Annotated in this window: 12 protein-coding genes; 11 read left to right on the forward strand and 1 reads right to left on the reverse strand. The window is 70.8% G+C overall.

Annotation, left to right across the window (positions count from 1 at the left end; all coding sequences use genetic code 11):
- Positions 1-13 precede the first annotated feature (13 nt).
- From ACFQ6S_RS12440 to ACFQ6S_RS12485, 10 genes are all read left to right on the forward strand, one after another.
- The gene (locus ACFQ6S_RS12440) at positions 14-952 is read left to right on the forward strand and encodes a Rossmann-like and DUF2520 domain-containing protein (protein ID WP_383407028.1); all 939 of its coding nucleotides are present in this window, start codon (positions 14-16) and stop codon (positions 950-952) included.
- Positions 949-1,938 (forward strand): pantoate--beta-alanine ligase, encoded by a 990-nt coding sequence (gene panC / locus ACFQ6S_RS12445; RefSeq protein ID WP_383407030.1) that lies wholly within the window; start codon positions 949-951, stop codon positions 1,936-1,938. Before ACFQ6S_RS12440 ends, panC begins: the two co-directional genes overlap by 4 nt.
- Positions 1,935-3,644 carry an L-aspartate oxidase gene (locus ACFQ6S_RS12450; protein WP_383407033.1) on the forward strand — a complete coding sequence of 570 codons (1,710 nt, stop codon included), beginning with the start codon at positions 1,935-1,937 and terminating at the stop codon, positions 3,642-3,644. Before panC ends, ACFQ6S_RS12450 begins: the two co-directional genes overlap by 4 nt.
- Before the next feature lie 5 nt (positions 3,645-3,649).
- Positions 3,650-4,621, forward strand: coding sequence for a carboxylating nicotinate-nucleotide diphosphorylase (gene nadC, locus ACFQ6S_RS12455; protein ID WP_383409213.1), 972 nt, complete (start codon positions 3,650-3,652; stop codon positions 4,619-4,621).
- 8 nt (positions 4,622-4,629) lie between these two features.
- Positions 4,630-5,427, forward strand: coding sequence for a type III pantothenate kinase (locus ACFQ6S_RS12460; RefSeq protein WP_383407036.1), 798 nt, complete (start codon positions 4,630-4,632; stop codon positions 5,425-5,427).
- A 495-nt stretch (positions 5,428-5,922) separates the two neighbouring features.
- Entirely contained in the window at positions 5,923-6,567 is a 645-nt protein-coding gene (locus tag ACFQ6S_RS12465) for a hypothetical protein (RefSeq protein ID WP_383409216.1), read from the forward strand.
- A 59-nt stretch (positions 6,568-6,626) separates the two neighbouring features.
- Positions 6,627-6,806 (forward strand): hypothetical protein, encoded by a 180-nt coding sequence (locus ACFQ6S_RS12470; RefSeq protein ID WP_383407039.1) that lies wholly within the window; start codon positions 6,627-6,629, stop codon positions 6,804-6,806.
- Between the two features lie 143 nt (positions 6,807-6,949).
- Positions 6,950-7,555 (forward strand): BlaI/MecI/CopY family transcriptional regulator, encoded by a 606-nt coding sequence (locus tag ACFQ6S_RS12475; protein WP_383407042.1) that lies wholly within the window; start codon positions 6,950-6,952, stop codon positions 7,553-7,555.
- 9 nt (positions 7,556-7,564) lie between these two features.
- Entirely contained in the window at positions 7,565-8,128 is a 564-nt protein-coding gene (locus tag ACFQ6S_RS12480; RefSeq protein WP_383407045.1) for an amino-acid N-acetyltransferase, read from the forward strand.
- A gap of 246 nt (positions 8,129-8,374) precedes the next feature.
- Entirely contained in the window at positions 8,375-8,710 is a 336-nt protein-coding gene (locus ACFQ6S_RS12485) for an Lsr2 family protein (protein WP_015658762.1), read from the forward strand.
- A 19-nt stretch (positions 8,711-8,729) separates the two neighbouring features.
- On the opposite strand, the gene ACFQ6S_RS12490 is transcribed toward ACFQ6S_RS12485, so the two are convergent.
- Positions 8,730-9,497 carry an SCO3374 family protein gene (locus tag ACFQ6S_RS12490; RefSeq protein WP_383409219.1) on the reverse strand — a complete coding sequence of 256 codons (768 nt, stop codon included), beginning with the start codon at positions 9,495-9,497 and terminating at the stop codon, positions 8,730-8,732.
- A gap of 430 nt (positions 9,498-9,927) precedes the next feature.
- Between ACFQ6S_RS12490 and ACFQ6S_RS12495 the strand changes: the two genes are divergently transcribed.
- Positions 9,928-12,453, forward strand: a complete 2,526-nt coding sequence (locus ACFQ6S_RS12495; RefSeq protein ID WP_383407048.1) for an ATP-dependent Clp protease ATP-binding subunit — start codon at positions 9,928-9,930, stop codon at positions 12,451-12,453.
- Positions 12,454-12,530 lie beyond the last annotated feature (77 nt).

Below are 12,530 nucleotides of genomic sequence, written 5' to 3' on the forward strand. Positions count from 1 at the left end.
AGGCCGCCTTCGCGTGACTACAAGCCAACAGCCAGATCCCAGGGACCGCCCCGCGCGGCTCACCGTCGGTGTCGTCGGCGCCGGCCGCGTGGGCCCCGCGCTGGCCGCGTCCCTCCAGCTCGCCGGGCACCGCCCGGTGGCCGTGTCCGGGGTCTCCGACGCCTCCCGGCGACGTGCCGAGCGGATGCTTCCCGGCGTACCGCTCGTGCCGCCCGCCGAAGTCCTCGCGCGCGCCGAGCTCGTCCTGCTGACCGTCCCGGACGACAGCCTGCCCGGCCTGGTCGAGGGCCTCGCCGAGACCGGGGCCGTACGGCCGGGCCAGCTGCTGGTGCACACCTCCGGGCGGTACGGCGCGAAGGTCCTGGACCCCGCCCTGCGCGCGGGCGGGCTGCCGCTGGCCCTGCACCCGGCGATGACCTTCACCGGCACCCCGGTGGACGTCCAGCGGCTGGCCGGCTGCTCATTCGGCGTCACCGCCCCCGAGGAACTGCGCCTCGCCGCCGAGGCCCTCGTCATCGAGATGGGCGGCGAGCCCGAGTGGGTCTCCGAGGAGATGCGCCCGCTCTACCACGCGGCGCTCGCACTGGGCGCCAACCACCTGGTGACTCTCGTCGCCCAGTCCATGGAGCTGCTGCGCGAGGCGGGCGTCGAGGCCCCCGACCGGATGCTCGGCCCCCTGCTCGGGGCCGCCCTCGACAACGCCCTGCGCTCCGGCGACGCGGCCCTGACCGGCCCGGTCGCGCGCGGGGACGCGGGCACCGTCGCCGCGCACATCACCGAGCTGCGCCGGCACGCCCCGCAGACCGTCGCCGGCTATGTCGCCATGGCCCGCGCGACCGCCGACCGGGCGCTCGCCCACGGACTGCTCAAACCGGAATTCGCCGAGGACCTCCTCGGGGTACTCGCCGACGGGACCGACAGGGCCGACGGCGCCGAGGGAGAGGCCCGATGACCACCCTGCTGCGCACCGCCGGCGAACTGCACGCACGCACGCGTGCCGGCCGCCGCGCCGTCGTGATGACCATGGGCGCCCTGCACGAGGGCCACGCCACCCTGATCCGCACCGCGCGCGGGATCGCCGGACCCGACGGCGAGGTCGTCGTCACGGTCTTCGTGAACCCCTTGCAGTTCGGCCGGGGCGAGGATCTCGATCGCTACCCGCGCACGCTGGAAGCCGACCTCAAGATCGCCGAAGAGGCGGGCGCGGACGCCGTGTTCGCCCCCGCCGTCGACGAGGTCTACCCGGGCGGCGAGCCCCAGGTCCGCGTCAGCGCCGGCCCCATGGGCGAGCGGCTCGAGGGCACCTCGCGCCCCGGCCACTTCGACGGCGTGCTCACCGTCGTCGCCAAGCTGCTCCACCTCACCCGCCCCGACGTCGCCCTGTACGGCCAGAAGGACGCCCAGCAGCTCGCCCTGATCCGCCGGATGGCACGCGACCTGAACTTCGGCGTGGAGATCGTCGGCGTCCCGACCGTGCGCGAGGAGGACGGCCTCGCCCTCTCCAGCCGCAACCGCTACCTCTCGCCCAAGGAGCGGCGCACGGCGCTCGCGCTGTCCCAGGCGTTGTTCGCCGGCCGCGACCGGCACGCGGCCCAGGAAGCACTGCGCGCGCGGGCCCGCGAAGTGCCCGCCACGCGCGCGCGTGCCGAGGCGCTCAGCGCCATAGGCGAGTCCCGCGCGGCGGCCGACGCGCACGCCGTCGCCAAGGCCGTCCCCGGCGCCGCCGCGGCCATTCGCGCCGCCTCCCGCCTGGTCCTCGACGAGGCCGCCCGCCTCGACCCGCCCCTCGAACTGGACTACCTCGCCCTGATCGACCCCTCCGACTTCACCGAGATCGAGGACGACTTCACCGGCGAGGCCGTCCTCGCCGTCGCCGCCCGGGTCGGGGCGACCCGGCTGATCGACAACATCCCCCTCACCTTCGGAGCCGCCTCGTGACCAGCACAGGCATACGACTGCACGCGCCCGCGCCCGGATGGTCCATCGCCGCGGACGTCGTGGTCGTCGGCTCGGGTGTCGCGGGCCTCACCGCGGCCCTGCGCTGCGAGGCCGCCGGCCTGACGACCGTCGTCGTCACCAAGGCCCGCCTCGACGACGGCTCCACCCGCTGGGCCCAGGGCGGCATCGCCGCGGCCCTCGGCGAGGGTGACACCCCCGAACAGCACCTGGACGACACCCTGGTCGCGGGCGCGGGCCTGTGCGACGAGGGAGCGGTCCGCATCCTCGTCACCGAGGGCCCCGACGCCGTACGCCGGCTGATCGAGACGGGCGCCCACTTCGACGAGTCCTCCGAAGGGGAACTCGCACTCACCCGCGAGGGCGGCCACCACCGCCGCCGTATCGCCCACGCCGGTGGCGACGCCACCGGCGCGGAGATCTCCCGTGCCCTCGTCGAGGCGGTACGCGCGCGTGGTCTGCGCACGATCGAGAACGCGCTGGTCCTCGACCTCCTCACCGACGCCGACGGCCGCACGGCGGGCGTCACCCTGCACGTCATGGGCGAGGGTCAGCACGACGGCGTGGGGGCGGTCCATGCCCCCGCGGTGGTCCTCGCGACCGGCGGCATGGGCCAGGTCTTCTCGGCGACGACGAACCCGTCCGTGTCGACGGGCGACGGAGTGGCCCTCGCCCTGCGCGCGGGCGCCGAGGTCAGCGATCTCGAATTCGTCCAGTTCCACCCCACCGTCCTGTTCCTCGGCGCGGAGGCGGAGGGCCAGCAGCCCCTGGTCTCCGAGGCGGTACGCGGCGAGGGCGCCCACCTGGTCGACGCCGACGGCGTGCGCTTCATGACCGGCCAGCACGAACTCGCCGAACTCGCTCCCCGGGACATCGTCGCCAAGGGCATCATGCGGCGCATGCAGGAGCAGGACGCCGAGCACATGTTCCTCGACGCGCGGCACTTCGGCGCCGAGATGTGGGAACACCGCTTCCCCACGATCCTCGCCGCCTGCCGCGCGCACGGCATCGACCCGGTCCACGACCCCATCCCGATCGCCCCGGCCGCCCACTACGCCTCCGGCGGCGTACGCACCGACTCCCGCGGCCGTACGACCGTCCCCGGCCTGTACGCGTGCGGCGAGGTCGCCTGCACGGGCGTGCACGGCGCCAACCGCCTGGCCTCCAACTCACTCCTCGAAGGCCTGGTCTACGCCGAGCGCATCGTGGAGGACATAGCGGGGGCCCGCGCGGCCAACGGCCTGCACGCCCGCGTGCCGCAGCCGGTGCCGCACCCCGAGACCCCCGAGCACCCCCTGCTCGCGCCCGAGGCCCGCTTCACGATCCAGCGGATCATGACCGACGGCGCAGGCGTCCTGCGCTCCGCCGACTCCCTGGCCCAGGCCGCCGAGCAGCTCCAGCAGCTGCGCACCGAGGCCCGCGACGCCCTCGCCGAGAACGGCAAGACGGCCGAGCCCGGCGTGGACACCTGGGAGGCCACGAACCTCCTGTGCGTGGCCCGGGTCCTGGTCGCGGCCGCCCGTCTGCGCGAGGAGACGCGTGGCTGCCACTGGCGCGAGGACCACGCCGACCGTGTCGACACGGCATGGCGCCGCCACATCGTCGTACGCCTGAACCCCGACCGCACACTGGCCGTGCACACCACAGACACCGCAGACTTCCCCCCGACCCGGCCCCAGGAGCAGTGACAGCAGTGACCACCCCCGACCTTCCCCTCGCCTCGAACGGCGGCTGCGGCGACGACTGCGCCTGCGGTGCCGACGAGGAGTACATGGAGTGCGGCCTCGACCCCGCGCTCGCCCAGCTCCTGGCCGACGCGGGCCTCGACCCGGTCGAGGTCGAGGACATCGCCAACGTGGCGATCCAGGAGGACCTGGCACACGGCGTGGACGTGACGACGGTCGCGACCATCCCCGAGGACGCGGTCGCCACGGCCGACTTCGCCGCGCGCGAGGCGGGCGTCGTGGCGGGCCTCAGGGTCGCCGAAGCGGTCGTCTCGATCGTCTGCGAGGACGAGTTCGAGGTGGAACGCCACGTGGAGGACGGCGACAAGGTGGCGGCAGGCCAAAAGCTCCTGTCGATCACCGCCCGCACCCGGGACCTCCTCACCGCCGAACGCAGCGCACTGAACATCCTCTGCCGTCTGTCGGGCATCGCGACGGCCACGCGCGCGTGGGCGGACGTACTGGACGGCACGAAGGCGAGGGTCCGCGACACCCGCAAGACGACGCCGGGCCTGCGCGCGCTGGAGAAGTACGCGGTGCGCTGCGGAGGCGGAGTGAACCACCGCATGTCCCTGTCGGACGCGGCCCTGGTCAAGGACAACCACGTGGTGGCGGCGGGCGGTGTCGCCCAGGCCTTCAAGGCGGTCCGCGAGTCCTTCCCGGACCTGGCCATCGAGGTCGAGGTGGACACCCTGCACCAGCTCCGCGAGGTGGTGGACGCGGGCGCCGACCTGATCCTCCTGGACAACTTCACGCCCGGCGAGTGCGAGGAGGCCGTGGCGATCGTCGACGGCCGCGCAGCGCTGGAGGCATCGGGCCGCCTGACCCTCGACAACGCCAGGGCATACGCGCAGACGGGCGTCGACTACCTGGCCGTCGGGGCCCTCACCCACTCCTCGCCGATCCTGGACATCGGCCTGGACCTGCGAGCGGCGGAGTAGGGACCGGCATGCTCCTCACGATCGACGTAGGCAACACGCACACCGTCCTCGGCCTGTTCGACGGCGAGGACATCGTCGAGCACTGGCGCATCTCGACGGACGCCCGCCGCACGGCCGACGAACTGGCGGTCCTCCTCCAGGGCCTGATGGGCATGCACCCGCTCCTCGGCGACGAACTGGGCGACGGCATCGACGGAATCGCCATCTGCGCCACCGTCCCCTCCGTCCTTCACGAACTCCGTGAGGTGACCCGCCGCTACTACGGCGACGTCCCCGCGGTCCTCGTCGAACCGGGCGTGAAGACGGGCGTCCCGATCCTCACGGACAACCCCAAGGAGGTCGGCGCCGACCGCATCATCAACGCCGTGGCGGCGGTCGAGCTCTACGGCGGCCCCGCGATCGTCGTCGACTTCGGTACGGCGACGACGTTCGACGCGGTGAGCGCGCGCGGCGAGTACATCGGCGGTGTCATCGCCCCCGGCATCGAGATCTCGGTCGAGGCCCTCGGCGTCCGGGGCGCCCAGCTCCGCAAGATCGAGGTGGCCCGCCCCCGCAGCGTCATCGGCAAGAACACCGTCGAGGCCATGCAGTCCGGCATCATCTACGGCTTCGCGGGCCAGGTCGACGGCGTCGTCAACCGCATGGCCCGCGAACTGGCGGACGACCCCGACGACGTCACGGTCATCGCGACGGGCGGTCTGGCCCCCATGGTCCTGGGCGAATCCTCGGTCATCGACGAACACGAGCCGTGGCTGACCCTGGTCGGCCTCCGCCTGGTCTACGAACGCAACGTCTCCCGCATGTGACTCCGTCGGTTGCACCGCGGCTCCCGATGCCGCCGCCTCGACCCACACCCGTCGCCGACGCGGGCCAACCTGGGGGACCTGCGGCCCCCAGACCCCCGCGTCGGCCCTGAGGGGGCCTCGTCCTCAAACGCCGGACGGGCTTGGATGGTGTGGGTCGGCGCCCACCGGGCCGGCACCCGCGTACGGCGGCAAGGGGCATGGGGGCCGTGCCGGGGGGTGTCCGCCCGCAGCGGCGGGCGTCAACGAACGCCCACCTCCCTGCCCGACAGCAACCGCCCGACCGAGGACGGACACCCCCCGGCACGGCCCCGACCCACCCACCACACCGCAGGCGCTACACGCACCCCCACCGAAACCGCACAGGCGCCGCAGGCATCGCCCCCAGCCCCCACCACCCGAGTGTCACCCCACGCCACACCCGCCCCCATATGCCGCGTTTGTCTGATTAGCGCGTATCGTCGGCGCATGCCCACGCCATACGGATCCCGCGGTGGCATGGCGTTCGGCGCGGAGGAGCTGCGTGTGCTCCGCCGCGCCCTCGCCCTTGCCGTCGACCCCAGCCCCGCCCCGGCCGAGGACGTCCAGGACTGTCTTCGCCTAGCCGAATCGCTAGACGAGGCGATGCGCGAGGGCGCCCGGATGCGTGCCTTCCTGGTGGCCGACCTCGCCCGCTACCGCGCCGCCCTCCCCGGCACCGCAGCCGGCTACCTCACCCTCCTCGACGAGGCCCTCGGCGCCGGCTACGACCCGACCCCCGAGGACCTCGCCGCCCTCCGGGCCCTGCACGGCAACCCCGCCGCGGCCACCCTCCTCAACCGCTGCCGCCGCCTCCACGCCGCCCAGCCCACCATCCCCGCGTCCCGTACCCACCTCCAGGCCCTCCCCGGAGGCCGCCCCGACGCCACACCCGGCACCCCGGTCGACCTCCCCGCCCAAGCAGCCGGCCAGGAACCCGCCAGGCCGTCCCGGAAGAAGCCCGCCGAAAAGCCGGCCACCCCGAAACCCGCCCCCGGCCCCGCGCCCACCCCCGCCGCCCCGAAGCCGACGCGCCCCATCCCCACCCCCGGCGAGGTCTTCCCCCGCCGCAAACCACCCACCCAGCCGCCCCCGAGCCCACCCCAGCAGCTCGCCGCAGGCTGACACGCCCCGAGGTCCACCCGACGTCCACCCCGCCCCACCCCCCTGGCTACCCTGGACGCATGGACTACGTCTCCGCACTCCTCCCGCCGGCCGTCATGGCCGTTTTCTTCATCGGCGTGATCAGGGTGATCGTGAAGACTCAAGGCGGAGCCAACAAGGCCAAGGAGGACGCGGCCGTGGACGCCGCCCTCGCGCGCGTGGAGGGCCCCCGCCGGCCCTCCAAGAACCAGGACGCCTGACCGCCCCACCGCCGCCACACTCAACGGCGTACGACTCCAAGCCCAGTCGCTTTCCGAGTCGTACGCCCTTTTTGTTCCCATTTGCCAGATAAAGCGCACGTCCGAGACGCCAACTCCCAGTTCTCCCACTATTGTGCTGAACTGTGCCTCGCCCATTGGGAGAACTCGAAGACGCGGTCATGACGCGGGTGTGGAAGTGGAACCGCCCGGCGACCGTTCGAGAAGTCCTGGAAGATCTCCAGCAGGAACGGTCCATCGCGTACACCACGGTGATGACCGTTTTGGACAATCTCCATCAGAAGGGCTGGGTACGCCGCGAGTCGGAAGGCCGCGCCTATCGATATGAGGCGGTCTCCACCCGAGCCGCCTACGCCGCCGCTCTGATGAACGACGCCTGGTCGCAGAGCGACAACCCCGCCGCCGCGCTCGTCGCCTTCTTCGGCATGATGAGCGACGAACAGCGCCAGGCGCTGCGGGACGCCGTACGCATCGTCCAAGGCCCGGAAACCCCCGAACCCACGGAACAGCCCGATACACCCCGCGTTACGAGCACCGATACCGGCGGCACCGATACCCGCGGCGCCGATACGGGCACCGCGGATACCCCCGGCGCGGATACGGTCACCGATACCCGCAGCAGCGATACCAGCACCGATAGCGACAGCGTCAATACGGTGGCCCCCGATACCGGCGGCACGGATACCGCCCCCGAGAACCCCGGGTCCGCACAGGGGCCCGACGGGCGATAGCGTCCGCTCATGTCAGCAGAGAGCCACTCGGCCGAGACCCCCTCGGCGGAGAGCCCAGAAGTCACCGCAAAAGCCATCACCGTCCGGCGGGCCCGTACCAGCGATGTCCCGGCGGTGCGCCGCCTCCTTGACGAGTACGTCCGCCGACGCATCCTGCTCGACAAAGCCACAGTGACGCTTTACGAGGACATCCAGGAGTTCTGGGTGGCGGAACGGGACGACAACGGCGAGGTCGTCGGCTGCGGAGCCCTGCACGTGATGTGGGAAGACCTGGCGGAAGTACGCACTCTCGCCGTGAAGCCGGGCCTGAAGGGCGCCGGCGTCGGTCACCAGTTGCTGGAGAAGTTGCTGCACACCGCGCGTTGGCTCGGTGTTCGACGAGTTTTCTGTCTGACCTTCGAAGAGGACTTCTTCGGCAAGCACGGCTTCGTCGAGATCGGCGAGACGCCGGTCGACACCGATGTCTACGCGGAGCTGCTGCGTTCCTATGACGAGGGCGTGGCGGAGTTCCTCGGTCTCGAACGAGTGAAACCGAACACCTTGGGCAACAGCCGCATGCTTCTGCATCTGTGATCGCCCAGCATCCACCAAGCTTCCACAACCCGTATTCGGCCCGACAGGGTGTGCCCAGGTGCCCTATGTCCGAAACGCGCATGTTTCCGGACTGCGGTCTGCCTGTGGGTCTCTCCCGGGGGTTTGTGTTTTTCCAGCAAAAGCGGTTTGCTTTCCGACGTACTGCAGTACTGCATATAACAGGGGACGGCGAAACGGCGGACGCCGCAGACCCCCAGCCCTCAAGTTTCGATGAAAGGAAATCCGGTGGCACAGAAGGTTCAGGTCCTTCTTGTCGACGACCTCGACGGCGGCGAGGCGGACGAGACCGTGACGTTCGCGCTGGACGGCAAGACGTACGAGATCGATCTCACGACTACCAATGCGGACAAGCTCCGTGGCCTTCTCGAGCCTTACGTGAAGGGCGGTCGTCGTACCGGAGGCCGCGCTTCGGGTGGTCGCGGAAAGGCGCGCGCCGCTTCCGGTGGCAGCCAGGACACCGCGCAGATTCGCGCGTGGGCCAAGGAGAACGGCTACGAGGTGAATGACCGCGGCCGCGTTCCGGCGTCCATTCGTGAGGCTTACGAGAAGGCCAACGGCTGAGCAAGGGTCGGCGCCTGCTCTACGGGCAGGCCGACGGCTGGGCGCCTCCGCGCCTCAGCCACAGGCGGTGGCTCTGCGTTGCCACCGTGTCCAGCACCCGCACGAGATCGGGGGCGCCCCCACCGCCCCCGAGGGCCGACAGCGTCGGCAGCGAGGCCTCGACCTCGCCCCCGGGCTCGGGGGGCCGCAGCCACACGGCGGCCCCCTGCACTGCGCCGGAGCGGCTCAGGGGAAGCGAGCGCATCCCACCGAGCCCCGGCAGCCCGGAACGCCGTAGGACCCCCCTCGCCCTTGAGTCGACGGGCCACGGCACAGCGGCCCCGGCGGCAACCGCCGCCGCCCCGATCGCCTCCAGAGGCCGTACGGCCATGACAGCCCCGCGCTCCGGCGGCAGCGGCGCCTCCATGAGGCCTCCCTCGCCGAGGGCCCGCAGGTCCAGGGGCAGCGTGCCCCACTCCAGCCAGAGCAGCACCCCCGGCACCTCCTCGGCGCTGCCCGCGGCCATGAGCAGCAGCATCCGGTTGCCCTGGACGGCGACGGGGGAGTCCGGCCTCAGATGGCGCAGGGCCCCGCGGCCCGCCTCGGCCGGGACGTCCAGGACGTCGAAGTGCGTGCCCACGCGAAGACTCGGCGGGGTTCCGGGCGGCGCGGGCACCACCGGCCAGCCCAGTTCGTTCTCGTACCACCGGCGGAGCTGAACGCTCGGATCGAGCGGCCGACGGGGGAGGGGGATCGCGGCGAGGTCCGGGGTGATCGAGGGGGTGATCAAGGGGCGGATGCCGACCATGCCAAGTGCAACCGCCAAAAGAGCATGCAGGTTACGCTGGGTGTACTAGCGGATGCACAGAGTGCTGAAAAGGGGGCGTGCGGGGGGTGTGGGGTGGCGCAAGGTTGTTCGCCCGTAGCGGAGGGAACCGGGGGGCGCGGCATGGAGTGTCTGTCCCAGCGGGTAAGACATCCCTAGTGGGAGGGGGCGACACGCAGGACAGTGAGTCTTACGTTCGCCATCGGCGTACTGATGGTGAGGGTAACCACCTGGCCTGCGGGAACATCGTCTCGCACCATCGGGTTGGAGCAGATGTCGGCGTTCGGGGTCAGGAGGCCATCGACGGTGTCGGCAGTTGGAATGAGCGGTCCCCGCTTGCGGGACTAAGCTGCGGAAGGACAGGGAGGGGAAGTTCCCCCCACTGCCTGACCGCTCTGAGGAGCGATTAACGATGTTCGAGAGGTTCACCGACCGCGCGCGGCGGGTTGTCGTCCTGGCTCAGGAAGAAGCCCGGATGCTCAACCACAACTACATCGGCACCGAGCACATCCTCCTGGGCCTGATCCATGAGGGTGAGGGTGTCGCCGCCAAGGCCCTTGAGAGCCTCGGGATTTCGCTCGAGGCGGTCCGCCAGCAGGTGGAGGAGATCATCGGGCAGGGGCAGCAGGCCCCGTCCGGGCACATCCCCTTCACCCCCCGTGCCAAGAAGGTCCTGGAGCTGTCGCTCCGCGAGGCCCTTCAGCTGGGCCACAACTACATCGGCACGGAGCACATCCTGCTCGGCCTGATCCGTGAGGGCGAGGGCGTCGCCGCCCAGGTCCTGGTCAAGCTGGGCGCAGATCTGAACCGGGTGCGGCAGCAGGTGATCCAGCTGCTCTCCGGTTACCAGGGCAAGGAGACCGCCACCGCCGGCGGGCCTGCCGAGGGCACCCCCTCGACGTCCCTGGTCCTCGACCAGTTCGGCCGGAACCTCACCCAGGCCGCTCGTGAGTCCAAGCTCGACCCGGTCATCGGGCGCGAGAAGGAGATCGAGCGGGTCATGCAGGTGCTGTCCCGCCGTACCAAGAACAACCCGGTCCTGATCGGTGAGCCCGGCGTCGGCAAGACCGCCGTCGTCGAGGGTCTCGCCCAGGCCATCGTCAAGGGCGAGGTGCCCGAGACCCTCAAGGACAAGCACCTCTACACCCTGGACCTCGGCGCGCTGGTCGCCGGCTCCCGCTACCGCGGTGACTTCGAGGAGCGCCTGAAGAAGGTGCTCAAGGAGATCCGCACCCGCGGCGACATCATCCTGTTCATCGACGAGCTGCACACGCTGGTCGGTGCGGGTGCCGCCGAGGGCGCCATCGACGCCGCTTCGATCCTGAAGCCGATGCTGGCCCGCGGTGAGCTGCAGACCATCGGTGCGACGACGCTGGACGAGTACCGCAAGCACCTGGAGAAGGACGCGGCCCTCGAGCGCCGCTTCCAGCCCATCCAGGTCGCCGAGCCGTCCCTGCCGCACACGATCGAGATCCTCAAGGGTCTGCGTGACCGGTACGAGGCGCACCACCGCGTCTCCATCACCGACGAGGCGCTGGTCCAGGCCGCCACCCTGGCCGACCGGTACATCTCGGACCGCTTCCTGCCGGACAAGGCGATCGACCTGATCGACGAGGCCGGTTCCCGGATGCGTATCCGCCGGATGACCGCGCCGCCGGACCTGCGCGAGTTCGACGAGAAGATCGCGGGCGTGCGCCGCGACAAGGAGTCGGCCATCGACTCCCAGGACTTCGAGAAGGCAGCTTCGCTCCGCGACAAGGAGAAGCAGCTGCTCGCCGCGAAGGCCAAGCGGGAGAAGGAGTGGAAGGCCGGCGACATGGACGTCGTCGCCGAGGTCGACGGCGAGCTGATCGCCGAGGTCCTCGCCACCGCCACCGGCATCCCGGTCTTCAAGCTGACCGAGGAGGAGTCCTCGCGTCTGCTGCGCATGGAGGACGAGCTCCACAAGCGGGTCATCGGTCAGAAGGACGCCGTCAAGGCGCTGTCGAAGGCGATCCGCCGTACGCGCGCCGGTCTGAAGGACCCGAAGCGTCCCGGTGGCTCGTTCATCTTCGCCGGCCCGTCCGGTGTCGGTAAGACCGAGCTGTCCAAGGCGCTCGCCGAGTTCCTCTTCGGCGACGAGGACGCGCTGATCTCCCTCGACATGTCGGAGTTCAGCGAGAAGCACACGGTGTCGCGTCTCTTCGGTTCGCCCCCCGGCTACGTGGGCTACGAAGAGGGCGGCCAGCTGACCGAGAAGGTCCGCCGCAAGCCGTTCTCCGTCGTCCTCTTCGACGAGGTCGAGAAGGCCCACCCGGACATCTTCAACTCGCTGCTGCAGATCCTGGAGGACGGTCGCCTGACCGACTCCCAGGGCCGGGTCGTGGACTTCAAGAACACGGTCATCATCATGACGACCAACCTCGGCACCCGGGACATCTCCAAGGGCTTCAACCTGGGCTTCGCGGCCTCGGGTGACACGAAGTCCAACTACGAGCGCATGAAGAACAAGGTCCAGGACGAGCTCAAGCAGCACTTCCGGCCCGAGTTCCTCAACCGCGTCGACGACGTGGTCGTCTTCCCGCAGCTGACCCAGGACGACATCCTCGCGATCGTCGACCTGATGATCGGCAAGGTCGACGAGCGCCTGAAGGACCGGGACATGGGCATCGAGCTCTCCCAGTCCGCCAAGGAGCTGCTGTCCAAGAAGGGTTACGACCCGGTGCTGGGCGCGCGGCCGCTGCGCCGCACGATCCAGCGCGAGATCGAGGACTCGCTGTCGGAGAAGATCCTCTTCGGCGAGCTGCGTCCCGGTCACATCGTGGTCGTGGACACCGAGGGCGAGGGCGAGGCCAAGACCTTCACCTTCCGCGGTGAAGAGAAGTCGGCGCTGCCGGACGTCCCGCCGATCGAGCAGGCGGCCGGTGGTAGCGGGCCGAACCTGAGCAAGGAGGCGTAAGCCTCCCCAGCCTCACCAGCTGAAAAGGGGCCGGTGCTTTCGAGCACCGGCCCCTTTGGCATGTCCGGCACTCGGGT

This window comes from Streptomyces sp. NPDC056479, from assembly GCF_042795335.1.
Classification (GTDB): domain Bacteria; phylum Actinomycetota; class Actinomycetes; order Streptomycetales; family Streptomycetaceae; genus Streptomyces.

Coding starts and splice junctions, on each gene's coding strand:
- ACFQ6S_RS12490 (WP_383409219.1), bottom strand. CDS start 9,497: ATGGTCGGCATCCGCCCCTTGATCACCCCCTCGATCACCCCGGACCTC.
- panC (WP_383407030.1), top strand. CDS start 949: ATGACCACCCTGCTGCGCACCGCCGGCGAACTGCACGCACGCACGCGT.
- ACFQ6S_RS12480 (WP_383407045.1), top strand. CDS start 7,565: ATGTCAGCAGAGAGCCACTCGGCCGAGACCCCCTCGGCGGAGAGCCCA.
- ACFQ6S_RS12470 (WP_383407039.1), top strand. CDS start 6,627: ATGGACTACGTCTCCGCACTCCTCCCGCCGGCCGTCATGGCCGTTTTC.
- ACFQ6S_RS12495 (WP_383407048.1), top strand. CDS start 9,928: ATGTTCGAGAGGTTCACCGACCGCGCGCGGCGGGTTGTCGTCCTGGCT.
- ACFQ6S_RS12460 (WP_383407036.1), top strand. CDS start 4,630: ATGCTCCTCACGATCGACGTAGGCAACACGCACACCGTCCTCGGCCTG.
- ACFQ6S_RS12465 (WP_383409216.1), top strand. CDS start 5,923: ATGGCGTTCGGCGCGGAGGAGCTGCGTGTGCTCCGCCGCGCCCTCGCC.